Source organism: Paenibacillus sp. FSL H8-0048, assembly GCF_038002825.1.
In the GTDB taxonomy this organism is placed as follows: Bacteria; Bacillota; Bacilli; order Paenibacillales; family Paenibacillaceae; genus Paenibacillus_AQ.
This window is the reverse complement of record NZ_JBBODF010000001.1, coordinates 6619303-6641024: the sequence shown is the minus strand read 5'-3', so window position 1 is coordinate 6641024 and position 21722 is coordinate 6619303. Positions and strand designations below refer to the sequence as shown.

The window sequence follows — 21722 nt, the reverse complement described above, 5'->3', positions numbered from 1 at the left end:
CTGTCTGCTCACCCCTTCACAGCCCCGGTCATCACACCCGAGACAAAGTATCTTTGCAGCCATGGATAGACGAGTAGAATAGGCACTGTGGCGAACACTACAGTAGCCGCCTTCAGACTCTCCGGCACAACCGTACTGATCGCATTCCCTTCCATTCTCATCATATCGGTGACCTGGCTGTTCTGGATCATATGATAGAGCTTAAGCTGAAGCGGATACAGCTCCGGCTTCGTGATATACATCAGCGTATCCTGGAATCCGTTCCATCTGCCGACGGCATAGAACAGGCTTAGGGTAGCAAGCACCGGCATGGATAATGGCAGAATAATACGGATCAGCGTCCCGAATTGGCTGCTGCCGTCAATCTCAGCGGACTCCTTGAGCGCGTCCGGAATCCCGGCCAGAAAAGAAATCAGGATAATCATATAGAAGGGGCTGATCAGTCCGGGCAGCACCAGTGCCCAGATCGTATTCAGCAGATGCAGCTCCCGTGTCAGAATATATTCCGGAATAATACCGCCGCTGAAGAACATGGTGACGACAATGATGAACATGAAGATTTTACGGCCCTTCAGATCCTTCTTCGACAGGGCATAGCCCGCCGCAACCGTCATCATCATGCACAGCGCTGTGAACAGCACCGTCAGAAATATCGTGAAGGCCAGCGAGCGGATCATCGCGGCATCACCGAACACTTTTTTATACGCCTCAATATTGAAGTCCATAGGGAATAAAGTCACTTTGCCCGAAGCAATCGGGACCGTTCCGCTGAAGGATACAGCGAGAATATGCACGAACGGAATCAGACATGCCAGCACCGATAAGGTCAAGCAGATCACAATCCATGTATCAAACGCCTTGTTAGCTGCTCTTTCATTCATAATGTACACTCCCGATCCAAAGGTTGATTATAGGATGCTCTCGTCTGTTAGCTTCTTGGAAATATAGTTCGCTGCCAGCAGGAATAGAAGTCCGACCACCGCCTGGAACAATCCAACCACCGTAGCCAGCGTATACTGCCCCGATTCCAGACCGATCCGGTAGACGAAGGTACTCAGCACATCCGAGTATTCCATAACCGCAAGGTTACCGATTACGAACGGCCGCTCGAAGCCAATCGAGATCATATTGCCCAGATTAATGATCAAGAGCGTAACAATCGTCGGCTTGATCCCCGGAATCGTGATATGCAGAATGCGCTTGATTCTCCCGGCCCCATCGACCTCCGCCGCTTCGAACAGCTCTTTATTGATGCCCGCCAGTGCCGCCAGATAGAGAATCGTCCCCCAGCCTGCGCTCTGCCAGACACCGGTCAGCAGGTAAGTGATCAGCCAATAATTTTTGTCAGAGAGAAAAGGAATGGCATCCAGTCCCAAGCTCGTTAACAGGTTGTTAATCATTCCGGACTGCTGGCCAAAGAGCTGATACACAATCCCGCCGATGATTACCCAGGAAATAAAATGCGGAATATACAGAATCGTCTGAGACAGCTTCTTGAACCAGACCACCTTCAGCTCAAACAGCATGATTGCAATAATTAAAGGGGCGGGAAAAGAAACAATCAGATCCAGAACGTTCAGCATCAACGTGTTGCGTAAGGTTATATAAAAGTCCTGATTCGCAAATACCTCGCGGAATCCGTCAAGACCAATCCATTCACTGCCACCGATACCTTTGAAAAAGTTGAAGTCCTTGAACGCAATCTGCACACCATACATTGGACCGTACTTGAAAATAATAAAAAACAGGATGGGTAAGACCAGCAATGCGTACATCTGCCAATTTCTGCGGAAATAACGGGTGTATCCCACAACGATTCCTCCTCCACTGTACCCCTGAGGGTGTAAGGGGAAGCAGCCAAGACCGGCAGCCCTGCCGCTCCCCTCCCTCACGGACCGCTAATTCAATTATTTCTGCTCGCTGTAGGCAGCCTTGCGTTCATCCAGAATAGCCTGTCCGCCGCTCGACATGTAGTCCTTCAGCATACTCTCATAGGTGACTTCGAATTCGCCTGGGGAGACCATTGTAGATTTGACCATCAACTGCTTGATTTTATCGCTAAGAGTCGTACCATATTTGCTCTCCGCCTCAATAGGACGGCTGGTGAACACCGGCTCAATCGGGTTAGTGGTGGAAATCGTCAGTGATTTCGCGATGATGTCCTGATACTGGGTGCGGAAGCTCTTCACAAAGGCTTCATTATTCTTCTCCTGGCTCTCAAAAATCCGTCCGTTCGCGATAATCCCGATATCCCCGCCGCCTGACAGCTTATTGGAGGATTCGACAGACATATCAGGAATAGAGACCGGCACGCCGCCTTCCAGCGTGTAATGCTCGCCTTCAATCCCGTTCTGGATATATTGCAGATGACCATCTGTAGCCATCCAGTCCAGATACTTAATAGCTTCCACCGCATGCTTGCTGGACTTCGGAATCATAATATACATCCCGTTTGGAGCAGATACCGGCTTGGCTGTCTTCCCCTCGCTGTTCGTGAACGGATCAATGGCGCTCAGTACAGCCTTCGGGTTATTCTTCGTCATAACATCGTAAGCACCGTCAGGGTAGAAGATCGCATCGTTATCATCGCTGAATGCGCCCACAAGCCCGTTCCCGATATTCTGTGTAAGAGTCTCTTTATTCTCATCCAGGGCAAAATCCTTGCTGATCAGCCCTTCGTTATACAGCTTGTTCATATATTGAATGGCATCCTTGAATCCGGGCAGCAGAATCGGGTAGTCCCGGGAGCTCAGGTTCTGTGTAAGCTCGAAGCGCTCCTGCTCACTGACCGGCTTAATGAAGGACCAGACCAGCGAATCATACTGCGCCGCAGCAATCGTCATGCCCAGCGGAATCACCTTGCCGCCGGTTTCACCCGGATCTTTGGTCTTGAAGGCGGTCAGTGTATTGTACAGCTCCTCTGAGGTAGCCGGAACGGGAAGCCCCAGCTTATCCAGCCAGTCTTGACGGATGAAGGAAGCATATTTACCTACCGTAGAACGTTTGGCGGGAATGCTATACTGAACACCGTCGTATTGACCATAGCGCAGAGTATCCTCGCCAAGGAACTTGGTCAGGTTCTGTCCATGTTCCTTCAGCAGCGGAGTCAAATCCGTCAACCCGCCTTGCTCGGCATATTTATTGAAGGTACCTGAGTCATAGGTGAAGACGATATCAGGAACATCGGTTCCGCTGGCCATCAGGACATTAAGCTTGGTCACTTCTTCCGAGCGGGGGATAGGGACGAATTCCACATCGATATTGTTCGCCTTGCCGAAATTCTCTTTCACATAATTGGTGAGGAAGTTATCGGATGCCGTAACACCGGCCGGCGCATTGCCACGGTCAAAAATTTCAATCTTCAAGCTGCCGGCTTGTGCTGCACCGTTGCCGCTTGCTTCATTGGAATCTTTAGACGAGCATGCAGACATTACCACGGAAGACATAAGAACCGCTGAGAGACCGAGAGCCAACTTTCTTTTACCGTTATCATTTGTCATATTTCCTACCACCTATCCCTTTCGATTTCTGATTTCAATCAGCCTGTTGTCTCTGTATGATGCTTACGGCTTGACCATGTGATGAATTATTACATCGTTTGCGGAATTCGACAATATACATGTTTCTTATTGAATTTTCATGAAAAAACCAATGAAATTGCAGCATTTTTCATTTCGGATATACAATTATCGTAGGAATACTTCACGAAAATTGTATGATAAACCAAAATACCTAACTCATATATTACTCATTATGTTATGTAATTATCATTCTTCGCCTCATATCTCCCCCAACAAATAAAAAAAGCGCAAACCCGGAATCAGCGGAAGCCGGATTTACGCAGTGCTTATTCATCTTTAGGAAGCTTCAATTTGCGGTAATCCCCCGGAGTCATACCCGTAATGCGTTTGAAGACCCGTCCGAAGGTAATAGAGTTAGCATATCCAATCTGCAAGGCAATATCCTGAATGCTCTCTGAAGTCGTATCCAGCAGTTCCTTGGCCTTCTTCAGCCGCAGCTCTGCGAGAAAGTCCACGAACTTCATATTGAATTCTTCCTTGAACAGGTAGCTGGCGTATTTCGCAGAGATCTGGAACCGTTCGCTCAGATGATTCAAGGAGAGATCAGGATTGGCATAATGCTCCTCAATATAATGCTTAACCTCGGTAATCATCACCCGGTGGCTCTTCAGCTCATTGACCGACACATAGACATGGTAGGTTTCATTCAACCAGCCAGTCAGCAGCTCCCGGATCTCTTCAAGGTCGGTGCTACCCCGGATGCGTTCCCGCAGACCGCCGGTCCATGCTGCGGCAAGCTGACGGTCGAGCGTCTCCGCTATACCCTTAAGCTCCTGCTCCAGCGCCTGAAGCAGCACTTCCAGCAGCATATAGATCTCTTCGTCCTTCAGGCGGTCCTTGCGGAAGGAATCGAAGATTTCGTCCAGCCGGATTCGCCAGTTCTCGCCCGAGAGGCGGAATTCACGGACAAGCTGGGTGAAGCTCCCGAAGTATTTATAGCTCTGCAGTCTCGAATCGTCCTGCTGATTCATTTGGACTGCAGCAATATCTGTTCCCAGAGCCAGCCTGTGACTCAGCACCTCAGCCGCTGCTGCGTAAGAATTCCGGATCTCCCGCCAGTCCCTGACGACCGTCCCCACTCCGAAGGTCAGAGATACCCGCAGATTATCCATAATCCAGCGGTGGCAGTCTCTTGCCAGCTCCAGCATTGTATCGCTGTTATTCTTCACCGGCTGGAATCTGAGGCCAATAATAATCCCTAACCGCTCCCCGCTGATCCATTCGGCCCAGGCCTGAAGCTGCTTATCTGCCATCAGGTCTCCCAGTACATTGGTTAAGGCGAATTTCAGCAGGTTCTGATCCTGAGCAGGCAGCGCATGCCAGTCCTTCTCCCGGTTAAGCTCGGCTGCGAATACAACGAAGGCTTCGAACTCCCTGGTGCCCTCAAAAGGGTCCAGCGACTCCAGCCGCTCTGCCGCATCCTCCAGCCGCTGCCCGCTGAGGAAATCCTGGAACAGCTCCCGTCGCTGAATGACCAGATTCTCGTAGCGTTCCCGCTCATAGTCGGTAGTGATCTGCACCAGCCGGTCCAGTGCGTTATGCATCAGGGCCAGCTCATCGGAAGCCACGGCAGGCGCGGCATGCTGGGCTGCAGGCTGGAGTCCTTGAATCCGCACCATCAGTTGATGGATGGGCCGGTAATTCCGCCGGGTGATGTAGATGATATACACTACGCCCAGCGCAATCGTGAGCAGCCCGAGAATGAACCAGACGTAGGAGATCACCGAGATCCAGTCGAATAAGCGCCCGGCCCGCAGCCCGCTCTCGAAGGTCCAGCCGAGATCCTTCGCCTCGACCTTCGAGAGCGTTCTGTTATTCCCGCCGTCTGAGGCCGGAGCAGAATCATAGACCGGTGTCCCCGAGACATCCATGATCCGCAGGAAGGACAGGTCTCCACTCGTCAAGCTGTCCACCAGACGCTGTATGCGGTACACACTGACATTAATAACAATATAACCGTCGGAGCCCCATGGAATCGGCAGTCTGCTGGCCAGGCTAATCACCGGCCGTAAGTCCTGAGAGTTCCTGGGCTGAACCATCCGTACAGCCCCCCACCCCTGCTGCTCCTTATTCGCGGAGAGCTGCTGCAAATATTCTGCCTCCAATCCCTGGCCCTGTCCCGGATTCACGTATCCGCTCTGGCCCAGCATCAGCTTGTCCTTGTTACGGTAGACATAGATTGAATCAATGAGGCTGAAGCGTTCAGATAGACGGTTCATGCTCTGCACAATTTCATATGAACTGCCTGCCGGTGATTCCGTGCCGGAGGGCGCATCCAGGAAGTCATTATAAGAATAGTTATTTCCGATCTCCTGCAGCACCCCCAGCTCTATATCATTCAAGGTCCGCTCTACCGTATCCGCCACATAGCTGGTGGATATGTAGTTGGCCTTCTCCGTCTCGCTGCGTGACAGCTCCGTAATGACCATGAAGGCCAGGAAGATTAGAACAGTGACTACAAGCAGGAAGACAGGGAAGTATGAGAATAGCATCCGACTATACCAACTGCGCTTCATAGAGCTTCCCCCTTCTTCTTATTCAGACTGCTGCTTACGTGAAATTGAGCTTACCTTGTACAGCAGCAATGCGCCGAGTGCGGCGCTGACCGTACAGGAGAAATACATCAGCCCCGGGCCGCCGGTCTCCAGCAGATACCCGTTCAGCAGATTCCCGGCAATGCCGCCAAGACCGACAAATACCATATTGAACAGGCTTTGTCCTGTGGCTTGCAGCTCTTTGCCTGTAATAGAGGCCACATATTCCACAGCTGCAATGTAAAAGAAACCAAACGACATGCCGTGCAGCGTCTGGACACCTATCATAACACCGGGAACAGGAATGAGCCATTGGATCGCCCAGCGGAGCATGTAGACAACAGAGGCCAGCATCAATGTTTTCTCATAACCGTACTTCTTCAGGACTCTTGCGGCCACAAGCATTGCCGGAACGCTGGTAATGGAAGCAATCATCAGGGCGATGCCTGACCATGCGAAGCTTCCGCCCGCCATCTGGAAGGTCAGGACAAAGAAGGAGTTGAAGGCCGTTAGCGTCTGGTTCACCAGAAAACAACCGGCGAGAAACAGCAGAAAGACCCGGTTGCCCAGCAGCTGCCTGATTCCGCTGGTGAAGGTTACATGCTGCGTCCGCCGCTCCACATTCACCGGGATGGTAATCACGAGCAGAAGAGCAAGCAGGTTGAAGACCAGGAAGGGAATCCATAGCTCTGTAACTCCCATCCAGTTCAGATACAGTCCGCCGAAGTACCCTCCCAGCGCCGTGCCGATACTGCCGAACAGCCGGATGGTGCCGAACGAGGTACCTGCGGCTGAAGCTGCATTCACTGCATAAGAGTCGGCAATCGGCGTCTGTGTACTCTGAAAAATTGTGTACAAGCTGTATACAAGCACAATAACGACAAGCCATTTTACATTGTAGAGATAGACTATGGTGCCGGGAACAATCAGGGTAAGCATCAGTACCAGTCTTGTCCGTTGATAGCGGTCCACCAGAATTCCCCATAACGGCTGAAACAGAATCGCCAGCAAGGTGCCGAAGGCCATCATCACTCCGATCCTCTGGCTCGTCATTCCTTGATGAACCAGAAGGGAGGTGACATACGGGTTGAAGCTGCCCCCGGCCAGACCTGTGAACAGATACAGCCCGCGCATCTTCAGCAGGACCTCACTCTCCTTGCTGCCTACAGAGAATCTCATTATACTTGTTCCGCGTCTCATTTTCATACCCTCAATTCTGCCCGGTTCCTGCGTTCAGCCTGCTTCGGGCCGCGGCCGCAGCACCTATCGCTCCCGCCTGATTACCAAGCACCGCCTGCCGGATCAATAAAGATTGCTTGGGTGTATACCGGCTGACCCGCGCTGCCACCTCCTGCACATAGCCAGGGTTCTTCTCCACGACACCTCCGCCCAGAACCACCAGCTCCAGATCGAGCGTAATCGCAATATTCTTGACTGCCGCTGCCATCTGTTCATACGCATGATCCAGCAGCGCAAGTGCGGTCTCATCCTGCTGCTGCGCCGCTGCAAATACATGCTCCGCCCGGACTGTACCGCCCTGGGCCAGCTCCCGGATCAATGAACTGCTGTTATTCCCGTGCAGTCTGGCTGCCGCCTTCGCTCCGATTCCCGTGCCGGATACCTCCATCTCAAACGGGCCGAACTCACTGTACTCCGGATCGGCAGCAGCATGAACGGCTCCCGGCTCAACGATGAGATAGCCGATCTCACCCGCAGCGAAGCTGGCTCCCCGGTAGAGCTGGCCGTTCAGGAACAAGGCGCTGCCCACTCCCGTCCCGACCGTGATCATCATGAAATGCTCAGACCCGGCAGCCGATCCCGCTGCATACTCGCCCATTGCGGCCATATTCACATCATTGTCGAGCACCACCAGTCCGGGATAATAAGCGGCAATTATCGGACGGATATCCATAGCTCCTGGCCAATTAAGCGCCGGTGCGCTGGTCAGTGTGCCGGTGCGCTCATTCATGACTCCCGGGAACCCGATGCCCACTCCCTTCAGAGAAGCGAGCGTAGTGCCGTTACGCTTGCAGAGCTGCTCCAATTCGGCGAATAACCAGCGGAAGAACACCTCAGGCTCCCGGCTCAGCTGCGTCTCCACCTTGTACTGCTCAAGCACCGTTCCATCTTCATCCGTCAGGCATAGCAGTGTTTTGGTTCCGCCCACATCAATTCCTGCTGTTAACATATTCATCTAGGATTCCCCCGTCATTCTATAAAATATAAGCTTATGCTCCTTAGGCCCGCATCTCACCAAAAGCCAATTGGACCGCGGTCAGCACCGCTCCAAGCACCACATCCCTGTCCCCGTGGCTGGACGCAGCCAGCCGGGGCTTCCGGTGAAGCCCGCTTACCCGGGATTCCAGCTTCTCCAGCAGGATCTCCCCATGGCTGCCCAGTTCGCCTCCAAGGACCACCGTTGTTGGAGCCATCACGGTACAAATACTGCCTATTGCCTCTGCAAGCAGATTGCAGTAGGCCTCGATAATAGCAAGTGCAAGAGGCTCACCTCTGCGCACTTCATTCCATATCTGCTCCGCCGGTCCTCCCGGTATGGACAGCAGATACGCTGTTTCACCTGCACCGGTGTGTTCTTTTGACATCCGGTTAGCCAGCTGCCTTAATCCGTCCGTAGACAGTACATCCTCCAGCCTGCCCGCGCTCAGCATCAGATTGGCTAATTCACCTGCACCGCCGCCAAGCCCCCGGTAGATCTCCCCGTGGATAATGAGGCCGCCCCCGGTTCCTGCGCCGATGGAGAAGTACAGGAGAGAGGCGCTTGCCTCCATCCCCGAAGAGGTATATTCCGCCAGCGCCGCGAGGTTGACATCATTCTCCGTCACAACAGGCACGGGGAGCAGCCGGGCCAGATTAGTCCTTGAGAGCACCCCTTCACACCCGCGCAGCGGGGCAACGAGGTCAGACACGCTGCCATCTGCCGGGTCCACTACGCCTGGAATTCCGAAGGCCGCGGCCCGCAGCTTCTCCCGGGAAATCCCGGAATCCGCAAGCAGTCCCTCAATGCTCTGCACCAGAAAATCTTGACACACCGCCTCTGTCAGCCCTCTCTCCGGCATAGGCAGCTGCTTGTAATAGCAGATCTCTCCGCTCATATCCGCAAGCGCTATCCGCAGGCTGCTTCCCCCTACCTCAGCCCCCAGGGTATAGAAGCATTTCGGATTGAATTCCACTAGAGTCGCTTTGCGGCCCTGGGTATTCTCCGCTCTGCCGGTCTCTCTGACCAGTCCGCGTTCTATAAGATGAGCAATGGCCGAGGATACCGTAGGCTTGCTTAAGCCGGTATACCGGCTAAGATCCGCTCTGGATTGCGGTCCGCCGCCGATGATCCGGTCCAGAATCAGAAATTCATTCAGATTGCGCATGACCTTGGGGGTCCCCGCCGTTTGAATTTTCACGATTCATACTCCGTTCTATATATAGTTAATTAAGTTTACTAACTTAATGTTTAGTCTAATATACAGTCTTTCGGGCGATTTATCCAGCCCCTATCACCCCATAAAACGCAAAATCCCCGATCCTCCTGCGGACCGGGAATAAGTGCCAGGCTAATTTAGCATTTTCTCCATATGCAGCACTTTGTGGAAGCCGGCCTGCGAGGAGAACAACCGGGTATTCTGCACCTTGAAGGTCCGGAAGCCCACCCGCTCATACAGCTTCTTCGCCAGCGGATTGGTATCGACAACCTCCAGCAGCACCTTACTGCGGTCCGCTTCCCGGGACCATGCGAAGACGGCCTCCAGCAGCCGGGTTCCGACACCCAATCCTCTGGCCTGCTCGGACACTACAAGCGGATCGATATGCACTGCATTAGAGGGGGTATTGCCATGAAGCAGGCGGAAGATGCCATAGGCTGCATAGCGCCAAGCGCCGCCGAACAACCCGAAGGTCTGTCTGAGCGAACGGTAACTCAGCGTCATGAAGAAGCCCTTTCCCGTCTCCATACCGGCAAAGCCTACGACCCTTCCCTCATACACCGCATACAGGGCCTTGTCATAATGCAGGCAGCGGCTCAGCACGTCCACAATCTCCTGCTCTTTACGGGAGAAGATCCATATTCCGCTGAATTTCAAGGTGAAAGCCTGATAATATAGCCTGGCGACCTCAAGTTTCTGTTCTTCATTCAGGCGGCTCACAATCTCTACTTGCAGTGTTGACATAATGCATCCTCCTTATTGTTCGGCTCCCGATTCTATCCGCCTTGTTGAACATTCCCTCTTCACAGTTACCTGCCCTCCCCATGCCCTGTTCTGCCGAAGCCTTGGAGGACTGTAGTAACCAGCAGCTTCGGAGCATCATTCTTCGCAATATTCCCCTTCTGGATCTCCTGCCAGGCAACGAACAAAAGATTATACATGACCGTGATGATCCAGTGGGCGCTCATTCCGGCATTCAGCAATCCGCGTGCCTGCCAGCCCTCCACCGCTTCCCGCAGCGGCTGCTTGATCCGTGCTTCTTCGGCTACAATATGCGGATTCTCGTCCACTGAGGCTGCAGAGCTGAGAAAAGACACCTTGCCGCCCAAAGGAATCAGCGCCTCGAACACTTCCGTCAGGAATAGCAGCATATCATGGTCCTCTGCGGTAACTCCCCCGAGCGCTTCTTCCACCAGCCCGATCGCATTAAGCGCCAATGCATCCAGCAGCAGCTCCCTGGTAGAGAAATACCGGTGCAGCGTTGCAATGCCGATCCCTGCGTGATCCGCGATCTCCTGCAGCGTAGCCGTCTGCTTGAGCGCCAACAGCTCCGTAGACGCATCCAGAATAGCCTTTCGTTTGGTATCTTTGACACTGATTTTCATGAATTTAGGCCTGCCTCTGCTGTAGGGTGGGTGATAGTTTTCAGTGAAATGATATTTCAGTTATTATAATGATATGTTTATCTATCATTTTAATTTATTTTATACCGGGATGTTGGTGGTGTCAAAATTCCAATGCGCGTCGGCTGAAGGTTAACTGTAATTCGGAGTCAATTTCATAATTCAGTTTACTGAAATGCAAGATTGGTCCAAAATCTAAGGTCATATTTTTTAAAAAAATCAGGCCACTTGCTGGGAGTCTCTCAACTGCTGATTCAATTTGTCTAATGCAAACTTACTCAAATTGTACGCGAGCGTACTGAGCTGGAAATCGACACTTGCCCGGACACCCCGGTGACGTGTGCGTTTCATCCCGAAATACTCTTTGAGATAGGCAAACACACGCTCCACGGCCGTCCGCTTGTTGTACAGGGTGGTAAAACTTTCGCTACCTCTGGCGGGATAAGTGTGCAACCGCAAATCCGTTTGCATGCGAATTTTAAACACTTTTTGGCAATCGGAACCGGAAAGCTCACAGCCTTTGCATTCGCTAGGCCGGGTGTACTTCAGGGTCTCATACTTGGCATCAAAACTGTCGTAACGGTACGTATGTCCTTGAGCGCACACCGGCGTGTAATCCAGATTCATTCCTGCAGGCGGGTCTTTATGGTGAATCAGGGAAATCGCAGGATAGGCGCCGAGCGTATGAATCAACTGGTAGATTGCCGCGCAGTCGTAGCCTTTGTCGCCCAAGATATGCTTGACCTTTAGCATCGGAAACTTTAGGAGCAGGCCTTTGAGAAGGACGACCGCCATACGCTGGTCATTCGGATTGGCCGAACTAAAGAGCCCACTGAGGATATACTGGCTGTCCGTGTCGACCAGCAGATTCGCCTTGAACCCGTAATAGCTGGTCATTCGGCCCTTCGTATTTTTCTTGTCACAACGCGCAGCATGCCGGGGCAACTCGGTCAGCAGTTCATCGTACGTGTACGGCAACATCGCTTCAATGGTTTTCTGGAACGGTCCGAGACTTTGTTCATAGGCTTCCATTTCCTCGCGCCGACGTTCCTTTTCGGCCTGGGATGGACGACCTGGCTTGCTGTACCTGGGTTTCTTCAGCGGCGCGTTCACCGCCTTCGGCTCAGGCTCTTGATGTTCGAGCTGAAGTTGTTCGGCCCCCGGAGCTTCGCCTTTCTTTTGCTCCCGGCGAGCCGCACGACGCTTGGAGGCTGATTCGCTAAATTGGCAATCCCATGCCTCAACCATCGAGGAATCCACAGCCAGATGGGTGCCGCTCACAAAACCTTCTTCTAGGGCAGAGGTGACTAGGCGATCCTGAAGTTGTTCCAGCATTCCCGTTTGCGCTAGGGCATGAATCAAACGAGAATAGGAGGCCTGACTGGGAATATTGTCCGAGCCCGTAAACCGGCACTGGACTCGAAATTCGTGGCTATGATTCAATCGCCGGACCAAGGCAGAGACAAACTCGATGTTCTCCATTTTGGCAATCAGCAGCGAGTAGATCATGGCAGGTACGTTTAGTTTTTCAGGCCGTCCACGGTGGCTCTTTTTCCGCAGTGCGAACAGAACTGGAGCTAAATGTAAGTGTTCAAAGATTTGGCTATATTTATCTTCCGGAGCCATCTGGAGCAATTCCTCAAAGGAAAACAGTTCTTCTTGTCGAATAGAATAGATAGGGATTACCTCTTTTCTTCTCGGGTGTTGGTTTCGTCACCTATAACTTCGAGAATTTGGGGAGGTACTCCTTTTTCTATGCTCAAAAAAACCAGGTATAGCAAGGGTTTTGAATTATGAAATTGTCTCCGGAATACAATTAAACTGACTCCTCGAAAAAGAAGGGGAGACGGCAACCTCCCGTCCCCCCCATATTCCTTTTATTTGATCTTGCGAGCACTACTTTCGCCCACATTACCTTACCCCGCACTCCATCCGCAGCACATGGAACGACTTCGGCTCAAGTGTATAAACCATCCGGCTTGCGGTTTCAAGCGGCACACGCTTAGGCGCGATGTTGCGTGGAGCCTCAATCGAGTTCACTTCCGTCTCCTCGCCCTGCATCACATAGGCTTCGCCGCTTCCGGTCAAGAACAGCGCAGTCTCCAGCTCCACCTGAATGGTACGGTCCTGCGTGTTCACCAGCTTCACATAGAGGGCCTGCTGCTCCTCATCATAAGATACAGTGTAAGGAATCTCCTCCTGGTCATGTACCGTCTGCAGCACCTTCGTTCCCATCAGCGTACTGTACAGTTGCTGCACATAGTAGCTTGGCGTACCGTAGCTGTTCTCGCCATCGAACCAGATCATGTCCGGCGACCATTGGGCATAGCCGAGTCTGGCAAACAGCGGCGCATAGGAGGCCAGCACGACGATATCGGCATTGCGCTCAAGGCCCGTCAGGAATGCGGCTTCTGCCAGCGCAGCGCCCCAGCTGTTGAAGTGCGGCGAATTCATCCCGTTGCCATAGTGGCCCGCATATTCCCCGGCGAACACCTTGATATCCCGCGGATATTGATCATAGAAATGCACGTTCTCGCACAGCCATTCCGGCTTCACATAATAATGCTCATCGATAGCGTAGACAAAGTTTGGATTGCCCTCAGCCCGCTTCCGGTAATATTCCCAAGCCCGGGTGTAGTTGTCAGAGCTGACATCCGGCCCGGCAGAGCCGATTAGCTGCACAGACGGGTAAGCCGCATGAATCGCCTGCTCGAACAGATCGTATCTGATGAAAAAGTCCGCATGCTCCGTCTCCCACTGCTCATTGCCGATTCCGATCATCTCCAGACCGAACGGCTCCGGGTGACCCATCTCACTCCGCAGGCGGCCCCACGGTGAATCGACCGGTCCGTTGGCGAATTCCAGCAGGTCCAGCGCATCCTGAATATATTCCTGGAAATCTTCATCATGTACGCCCACATGCTCAGTAGACTGGAACTGGCAGGCCAGCCCCACATTCAGCACCGGAATCGGCCGTGCCCCCAGGTATTCACACAGCAGGAAATACTCATAGAACCCGATCCCCAGGCTCTGATTATAGTGGCTGTACTCGCTCGTGTACTGATTCTCTTCATTATTCCCGTGCAGCGCCCAGCGGCTGCTGTTATTCTTGCGCTGCTCAGCGGCTCCCACACTCCGCTTCCATTGGTAGCGGTTCTCCAGGTTATAGCCCTCAACAATACAACCACCCGGGAAACGCAGGAAGCCCGGCTTCATCTCCTCCAGCAGCCCGACCAGATCCCGGCGGAACAAGCCCAGCACCGCATCGGAGGGAATCATGGAAATGAAGTCGAAGCAGACCGTGCCCGGCTCATCCAGCCGGATGACGAAATCCCCATACGATACAGGCTCACTGCTGCTAAGCTGCGCCGTATAGCGTGTCCATTCACCACTCACCGCTGTCGCGATGACAGCCTGCGCCATAACTGTGCTATTTCGCTCAACGGAAACTTCAATACCCCCTGCATACCCCTCCGCTCTGGCATAGAAGGATACCCCATACGTAAGTCCCGGCTTCAGAGACACGCCATCATAGGCCTTATTGGTAAAAGCGTTCTGCATCTCCCCGGCGGTAAACGCCAGGTAATGGGGATTGACCTCATTCTGCGGATGCTCCGTCCCAATCTGAAGGGTGGCTCCGCTGGCCTCTGCGGGATAAGCCGTCCAGCCATAGAGCCCGTCATGGCTCTCACTGTAGCTCCCTCTATCGCCCTGCGCCTTCATGAACTCGAAGGAACGGTTCTCAATCATCTCAGCATGCAGCCCGCCGTCCAGCCCATAGTTGATATCCTCGAAGAAGAGCCCGATCATCCCCTTGGAGATCGACACTCCGGGTTTATCTGTAATTTGTATTTTCATTTATAAGACCTCGCTTAGAAAAAAGTAGTTAAACTGTGAAGTTTCCATTACGGGGTAGCCGTGACTCCAGAGAAGTTTTGGACTGCTTATAAATAAGCAATAATCTCAGACGTTATACTGCTGTCGTACCGGTCCGAGATGCCGAAGTCCATCTTTTTATACGTCCAGGCGGCCCGGCCTATCTTGTATTGCTCGAATACCCCATGCACATCCCGGTACCAGTTCACCACACCCTGCGGCGGAGCTTGCTCAATGACCCCATATTCGCCGCAGTACAGATACACATTCCGCTCCGCAGCAACGTCGATGGCGTTCTGAATCAGGCTGGTCATGTACGCTGGACCCATCTCGCTGATCCCATCTGCATGAAGCCCGGAGCCAAAAGCGCCAATAGCCGCCGAAGTGCTGCGGTAGTTCGCAAGGTCCCCCGGATACTCCATGCTGCTCTTAGGCATCTGCTCCACCCAAGCCGCACGCTGGTGTGTGAACAGGAACGGCTCATAGAAGTGGAATGTGTACACGATATTCTCATCAAAAGGCTGATCCAGCAGCACGAGGGTGTGCACGCTGTTCCACTGGATGCCGCCGATAACGATTTTGGTCTCCGGCGCATGCTTGCGGATCTCCGTAATCGTCCGGTGGGCCAACGCATTCCAGCGGCTGCTGTCTTTCTCCACAATCTCATTGAGCAATTCAAAAGCCACAGTATCCTTATAGCTGGCATACCGGCTGGCAATCGCCTTCCACAGATTCAGGAACCGCTCCTGGAGCGCCGGATCATCGAACAGGGAATTCGCGGCCACGCTGTCGAAGGAGAAGCCCGGTGTCTTATGCAGATCAATAATGAGATTCAGCCCATGAGCAGCACACCAGCGGATGCAATTGTCGATATGCTTGAACCCGGCGTAAGTCTCTGCATTCCCCGTATCCTCTATCACTTCATAATCCACCGGCAGCCGGACATGGTCCAGACCCCAGGAGGCAATCGTCTCGATATCCTTCTCTGTAATGAAGCTATCATAATGGGAATGCTGATACGGACACTGGGACAGCCAGCCTCCGAGATTCACCCCTCTGGTATAACCAATCCATTCTTTCATCTCGATCATCCTCTCAGGCCTCAGCCTTCATTGTATACTCACCTTGCTTACCTGCCTTAAGCATAGATAAACCCTGGCCCCAGAACAATTACACATCGTGCGTAAGTACTAACTTATTGTGCAATCGATGATTGCAAGACAGCCTGTTTGCTTCTACAATAGATCTATCTGCTATGCGGGAGGCTCCTATGAACATACACAACATCGGCTATAATCACAGCCATGACGCGGATTTTATTATCAACAGGCCTCAAGGGTCAGGAGACTATATGCTGCTGTTGCTGAAGACGCCGGCCATCTTTACTTTGGAGGGAAAGAGCCGGGTGACAGGTCCGGACTCCTTCATCCTGTACAGTGAGCATACGCCTCAGTTCTACCGGGCATACGGGTCACAGTTCACCAATGACTGGTTCCATTTCCGGCTGGACAAGCCGGGGGATGAAGCGCTGCTGGACCGGCTGGCGATCCCCAGGGATGAAGTGATCCCGATTGGCGACCTGAACGAGCTGTCGATCATCATTAACCATTTGTGCTATGAAGCGTATTCCGGAAATCCGCATAAGGACGAGACGATTGAATTATATCTGCGGCTATTCTTCATTAAGCTCAGCAACCGGATTCATTCGACCCAGAGAGAAGTCGGCAACACACACTACAACAAGATGTCCATTATCCGCACCAAAATCTACAATCAGCCCTTCCTCAACTGGACGATCGATGGATTATCCCACGAGCTGACCATGAGCCGTTCCTGCTTCCAGCACCTGTATAAAGACTACTTCGGTGTAAGCCCGATGGCCGACGTCATTGCCAGCCGGATCGAACATGCCAAGTACCTGCTCGCCACCACAGATATCTCCGTCAAAAAGACCGCCGAAATGAGCGGCTACGCCAGCGAGATTCACTTCATGCGCCAGTTCAAGCAGCAGACGGGGCAGACGCCCACCCAGTACAGGGAGCACAAAATAAAGCCAGACCGCTTGTGAGCAGTCTGGCTTTATTTTTAATCATATTTAAATCTTATACAACGTAACTTCATAGTCTGCAAAAACCTTCCCAATCATCTCCTCTACCAAACTCCACTCCCCGTTCGCCAGTCCGCAGCCAATGTTGTACGGGAGCGCGACAGACAGCCCCCTCGCCTGTGCTTCTGTCTTCAGTGTAGTTAATGCTCGCTCCAGCGCACCATAATCGGTGTACCGGGTTTTGCTCCTTCCATAGTTAAGCTGGCCGAACAGATTCGCCGTGTGCTTCTCGCCCGTCTGCACCAGCTGGCAGTGTCCGAGCAACCCGTCAGGCGTGTGCTGGTCACAGTATTTTTTATACTCAGGATATAAGTTCGGATAACGGTCCCGCAGGATCTTCGCAATCCCCGACCCCATCACTCCCTGACAATTCACCTGATGTCCCAGAATATCTTCACTGGCTTCTAATAGATCGCCGTTTACGAGTTGGATGGTCATGGTTTTCTCCTTGTTGTGGTTTGGGTGTTTGATGAGGAACCCACGTAGCCATATAGCATTCCTCCTGAGAATAACTATACTCCGATAGCATGTACTTTCAAGTTTGGTATCTTATGAACCTGCACATTGTATGTTGTTTTCCGCATACATTTACTGCGATGATTCGGCCCGCGGGCTTCACAGAACCTAAAAGGTGGGAGAAGAGGATTGCGGTTTTATCCCGGCACAAGGCGGTGAAATCGTAAACAAAAAAGACTGCGCCAGAATTGGCAGCAGTCATTTCATTAGAACCGATTGTGGTATTCCCTCTAGGGGTGAATATAAGAATTTATTTCAAGCTCTGCCGGCGATAGCCCTGGAGTGACCGCAGTGACCTTAATCGTTCCGGGGACTGCTCCGGCCCGGATATAGGCCAGCAGCTTACCGTTATGGGTATTTCGTGTATGGGAACGGTAAGGCTCCAGATCCTGCACATTTCCATTCTCTAGTCCCAGAAATTCACCCGCTCCCTCTACGGTCACCGTGACAGGAACCTCCGCGCCATAGACCCCAATGCCCGCCGCATCCACAATTTCGAACTCCACATGGACGATATCACGCAGGTTCGCCCGCAGCTGCAGGGTATCGGCTGTCAGCCTGAGCTGCTCAGGCGCTGCCGCCGTGTGCAGCTCCCGCTTGACTGTTCGGCCCTGTTCGTCTGTCCCCGTTAAAAGCAGCGTCCCCGGTTCAAAGTTCACCTCCCAGCTCAGCAGCAGCTCCCCGCTCTCATCAGGACTTCCTCCCCCCAGCAGCTTGCCATTGAGGTACAGTTCCGCAGCAGCAAGATTGGTATACCCGTCTACAATTAACCGCTCGCCCGGCTCCCAGTTCCAGCTTGGCCCGCCGCCTGCCCGTCCACCAGTGTCTGATATTCCCGGTTCACCTGCTCTGCGGACGGCGAGATAAGCCATCGGCGTATCGCTCCACAGGCTCTGGCGGTAATAATAGCTTGGTTTCGGGAAACCGGCAAGGTCTATGAATCCTGCCTGCGAGGCCCGTATCGGCCAGCCATGCGCTTCGCCCAAATAGTCGATTCCGGTCCATATAAACTGTGCGCAGATATCGGTGTTATCGCGGACCGCCAGCCACTCCTGCAGCCCCGGAGAATTCTCGCTGCCGTAGAGCACACGATCCGGATAAGAGCTCCGATCCTTTTCATATAAAGACTCCCTGTAGTTATAGCCAACCACATCGAGTGTATCGGAATAACCGATCAGATTAGCTAGTTCGGGATAAGCCAGCGCTGCCGTTACTGGCCGTGTCTTGTCACAGGCCTTCACTGCCTGCACCAGCTTTCCGGCTATGACAGTAAGACGTTCAGCATTCGGCTTGTTCGGATCATAGACACGTTCTGCAGCAGACTTGTTGGCATCATTGTTGCCGGTCATCGTCTGGAAGGAGGGGTGACAGTAAGGATCGTTAGGATAGTCTACCTCATTGCCAATACTCCACAGAATAATAGAAGGATGGTTTCGGTCGCGCAGCACCATCTCTTGAATATCCGTAATGCCCCATTCCGGGAAATCCACATAATAACCGAAGTGCTTTGGAGGATAGACATTATGTCCGGTAGACCACTTGTTCTTGACACCCTCCCATTCATCAAAAGCTTCGTCCATCACCATAAATCCCATTTGATCGCATAAATCCAGGAGAACCGGAGCCGGCGGGTTATGGCTCATGCGGATGGCATTGCAGCCCATGTCCTTAAGGTAGCGCAGCCGCCGGACCCAGACATCGCCAGGAACGGCAGCGCCGAGGCACCCGGCGTCATGATGCACACAGACTCCCTTGATCTTAAGAGACTTTCCATTCAGCTTGAACCCATCCGCCGGATCGAAGTGAATGCTCCGGAGACCGACGGGAGTGCGGACCTCATCAACCGTTGCACCCTTCCAGATTATTTCTGTAAGGAGTGTATACATGTTGGGAGCTTCCGGCGACCAGAGCTTCGGTTCCTTCACTTGAATGACTTGTTGACTGCATTCCGTACCGCCCGCCGCCGGCAGCAGCTCAAATGAGGTTCCCGCATCGATGCCCTCCTCATCCACAAGAGTATGACGTACACCAATCTCTGCCGGTTCCCCTGTTTCGTTCAGAATTCGGGTCTCTACCTGCAGCTCCGCCCCATCCCGGCCAATCTCAGCTGCCCATGCAAAAACACCGTACTCTGCAACATGAATGTCATGCGTAAAGGTCAGATATACATCGCGGTAGATACCCGAACCGGTGTACCAGCGGGAGTCTGCTGTCTCCGCATGGTTCACTTTTACAGCAATGGTATTCACAGCTCCTCCATACGCCAGCAGATCCGTGATTTCATAAGTGAACGTGCTATAACCATAAGGACGTTTGCCCAAATAATAGCTGTTAACCCAGACCTGCGAATGGTTGTAGACGCCCTCGAAGGTAAGGTACGCACGTTTACCCTCCAGCCGGTCCGGCAACACAATATGCTTGCGGTACCAGCCGGTTCCACCGGGCAGATACCCGCTGCCGCTGGAATAATCTCTGGAGAAATCAGCCTCGACGGCCCAATCATGCGGAATTGTGACTTTACGCCAATCGTTGTCGTCATATCCCTTGTACCATGCCTGGGGTACATCCCCGTTATGGAAACACCACTCCGCATTAAGCCATAGCTTGCTTCTGGACTCGTTCATGCGCTTCTCCTTAAATTTTTTAGTTCAATCTATATAGCCGTTTATTGCGCAGCTTCCATTTTTTGCTTAAAAGCATCCAGCTGCTTCTGCAATTCCGCCTTGACCTTATCGTATCCGGCAGTCTTGATTTTCGCTCTGAACTCCTCCACTGCTTTGGCTGGATCGCTTACCTTCCCGAAGTTGATAGCCGGCCCAAGCTCCCCGGCCACCTGCGAGATCGCAGTCAATTCACTCTCTACAGGCGTTTTGTCGAAGACAAACTGGCCGTAAGGATACGGAATTTTGATTTTGTCGTATTCGTCATAGAGGGTGCCGATTTCACTCCACACCGTTTCGCTTGGGATTTCGAATTTGTCCATCCGGCCGCCCCAGAAATCGGCATAGAAGCTGTCAGAAGCTTCGTTGTAGTTGGCCGGCAGCGTTCTTTTTCCATCCTTGATCTCATATTGCACGCCTTCGATACCATAGTTGATCAGGTGATAGATTTCCTCGTTGTTGCGGATCAAATCATACGCCATCAGCGCCCGCTCCGGATTTTTGCTATGCGCGCCCAGGGAGGTACCGCCGTGTGTAATCGACAGCTCCATGAGATTCTTCCCGCCGGTCCGGTTGAACGGGAACATCTGCAGCTCGGAGCCTGGCTGTGCTTTGTCCATCTCTACACGGAGCGTGGAGAAGGTTTGAGTGTGATGCTGATCCAGACCGGATAACCCGGCTTTGAGAGCTATGCGGTTGTCATTTTTGTTATTGAGCGCATCCTCGCGCCAGAATCCTTTGTCGGCCCATTCCTTCATCAGCTTGGCATAATCCAGGAAGAGATCGCTGAAGATGGGCTCAGCTACGGTATATTTCTCATCGTTCGATTGCGCTGTAAATACTGGCATGTAGCCTGTAGAGATCGGGAGGTCAAGGTTATCCGTGTAGGACTGAATATAGCCGCCCCATGTCACCGCACCTGAAGCCATATCCCATGGAATGACATCCGGCTTGTTGTCCTTGATATATTGCAGATACTGGCCGATTTCTTCCCAATTCTTGATCGGCTCGCTCAGCCCGGCTTCCTTGGCCCAGTCGCCGCGGTAGAAGAATCCATGATTGACCCATTGCGTGTAATCGTTCTCAGGAATCAGCACAATTTTGCCGTTGTAACGGCTCTCGTTCCAATCCTCCTCCGGGATGGATTTCCAGGTTTCCGGTGCATACTTGGGCAGCAGCTCATCCATATTCATGAAGGCTCCGCGCTGCGCATTGGCCCAGGTATCCAGCCAATCCGTGCCGATGGTGATCAGATCAACTGCCTCCCCGGAGGCCAGCAGCAGGTTGTATTTGGTCTGCCAATCGGCCCATTCGACCCATTTCCATTCCAGCTCGGCATTGATTTTTTCCTTCATAATTTCATTGACCTTGGCCAGCACCTTTTCGAATTGCCCATTCTTCGGCTTATCACCCAGGACCACATAACTGACCTTTACGAACTTGGAGGTGTCCGGCGCCGAGCTGTCTTGCTTTCCAGCGTTATTCGTCGTCTTAGCCCCATTGTTAGCCGCATTATTCCCGCCACCACAGGCGGCCAGTGTAAACAGTAAGAGGAACGTCAACAAAATCCCTGATGCTTTTTTGATCCCCATTCTTGTACAACCTCCCTGT

General features: G+C 52.6%; 16 protein-coding genes. 1 reads left to right on the top strand and 15 read right to left on the bottom strand.

What is annotated here, in order from left to right; genetic code table 11:
* Positions 1 to 8: 8 nt before the first annotated feature.
* From NSU18_RS28865 to NSU18_RS28810, 12 genes are all read right to left on the bottom strand, one after another.
* Entirely contained in the window at positions 9 to 881 is an 873-nt protein-coding gene (locus NSU18_RS28865; protein ID WP_340752433.1) for a carbohydrate ABC transporter permease, read from the bottom strand.
* A 27-nt stretch (positions 882 to 908) separates the two neighbouring features.
* Entirely contained in the window at positions 909 to 1775 is an 867-nt protein-coding gene (locus NSU18_RS28860; protein ID WP_341018635.1) for an ABC transporter permease, read from the bottom strand.
* A 132-nt stretch (positions 1776 to 1907) separates the two neighbouring features.
* On the bottom strand, positions 1908 to 3500 hold the full coding sequence (locus tag NSU18_RS28855; RefSeq protein ID WP_341150678.1) for an extracellular solute-binding protein: 1593 nt from the start codon (positions 3498 to 3500) through the stop codon (positions 1908 to 1910).
* 347 nt (positions 3501 to 3847) lie between these two features.
* The gene (locus NSU18_RS28850; RefSeq protein ID WP_341017680.1) at positions 3848 to 6097 is read right to left on the bottom strand and encodes a helix-turn-helix domain-containing protein; all 2250 of its coding nucleotides are present in this window, start codon (positions 6095 to 6097) and stop codon (positions 3848 to 3850) included.
* Positions 6098 to 6115: 18 nt separating this feature from the next.
* A complete protein-coding gene (locus NSU18_RS28845; protein WP_341150677.1) occupies positions 6116 to 7294 on the bottom strand; it encodes an MFS transporter in 1179 nt (392 codons plus the stop codon).
* Positions 7295 to 7325: 31 nt separating this feature from the next.
* On the bottom strand, positions 7326 to 8309 hold the full coding sequence (locus NSU18_RS28840) for an ROK family protein (RefSeq protein WP_341017678.1): 984 nt from the start codon (positions 8307 to 8309) through the stop codon (positions 7326 to 7328).
* A 43-nt stretch (positions 8310 to 8352) separates the two neighbouring features.
* Positions 8353 to 9531: an ROK family transcriptional regulator gene (locus NSU18_RS28835; protein WP_341150676.1), complete on the bottom strand. Its 1179-nt coding sequence runs from the start codon at positions 9529 to 9531 to the stop codon at positions 8353 to 8355.
* A gap of 150 nt (positions 9532 to 9681) precedes the next feature.
* Positions 9682 to 10293 carry a GNAT family N-acetyltransferase gene (locus tag NSU18_RS28830; protein ID WP_341150675.1) on the bottom strand — a complete coding sequence of 204 codons (612 nt, stop codon included), beginning with the start codon at positions 10291 to 10293 and terminating at the stop codon, positions 9682 to 9684.
* Positions 10294 to 10358: 65 nt separating this feature from the next.
* Positions 10359 to 10934, bottom strand: coding sequence for a TetR/AcrR family transcriptional regulator (locus NSU18_RS28825; protein ID WP_341150674.1), 576 nt, complete (start codon positions 10932 to 10934; stop codon positions 10359 to 10361).
* Positions 10935 to 11171: 237 nt separating this feature from the next.
* A complete protein-coding gene (locus NSU18_RS28820) occupies positions 11172 to 12578 on the bottom strand; it encodes a transposase (RefSeq protein ID WP_341014692.1) in 1407 nt (468 codons plus the stop codon).
* A gap of 285 nt (positions 12579 to 12863) precedes the next feature.
* Entirely contained in the window at positions 12864 to 14810 is a 1947-nt protein-coding gene (locus tag NSU18_RS28815; protein ID WP_341150673.1) for an alpha-L-arabinofuranosidase C-terminal domain-containing protein, read from the bottom strand.
* 86 nt (positions 14811 to 14896) lie between these two features.
* The gene (locus NSU18_RS28810; protein WP_341150672.1) at positions 14897 to 15919 is read right to left on the bottom strand and encodes a glycoside hydrolase family 5 protein; all 1023 of its coding nucleotides are present in this window, start codon (positions 15917 to 15919) and stop codon (positions 14897 to 14899) included.
* A 179-nt stretch (positions 15920 to 16098) separates the two neighbouring features.
* Between NSU18_RS28810 and NSU18_RS28805 the strand changes: the two genes are divergently transcribed.
* Positions 16099 to 16896: a helix-turn-helix transcriptional regulator gene (locus NSU18_RS28805; protein WP_341017672.1), complete on the top strand. Its 798-nt coding sequence runs from the start codon at positions 16099 to 16101 to the stop codon at positions 16894 to 16896.
* Between the two features lie 27 nt (positions 16897 to 16923).
* On the opposite strand, the gene NSU18_RS28800 is transcribed toward NSU18_RS28805, so the two are convergent.
* The 3 genes from NSU18_RS28800 to NSU18_RS28790 all read right to left on the bottom strand — a co-directional run bounded on the left by NSU18_RS28800 (position 16924) and on the right by NSU18_RS28790 (position 21703).
* Positions 16924 to 17373 (bottom strand): macro domain-containing protein, encoded by a 450-nt coding sequence (locus NSU18_RS28800; RefSeq protein ID WP_341017671.1) that lies wholly within the window; start codon positions 17371 to 17373, stop codon positions 16924 to 16926.
* Positions 17374 to 17681: 308 nt separating this feature from the next.
* Positions 17682 to 20075: a glycoside hydrolase family 2 TIM barrel-domain containing protein gene (locus NSU18_RS28795; RefSeq protein WP_341150671.1), complete on the bottom strand. Its 2394-nt coding sequence runs from the start codon at positions 20073 to 20075 to the stop codon at positions 17682 to 17684.
* A gap of 41 nt (positions 20076 to 20116) precedes the next feature.
* Positions 20117 to 21703 (bottom strand): DUF3502 domain-containing protein, encoded by a 1587-nt coding sequence (locus tag NSU18_RS28790; protein ID WP_341150670.1) that lies wholly within the window; start codon positions 21701 to 21703, stop codon positions 20117 to 20119.
* Between the last annotated feature and the right edge of the window lie 19 nt (positions 21704 to 21722).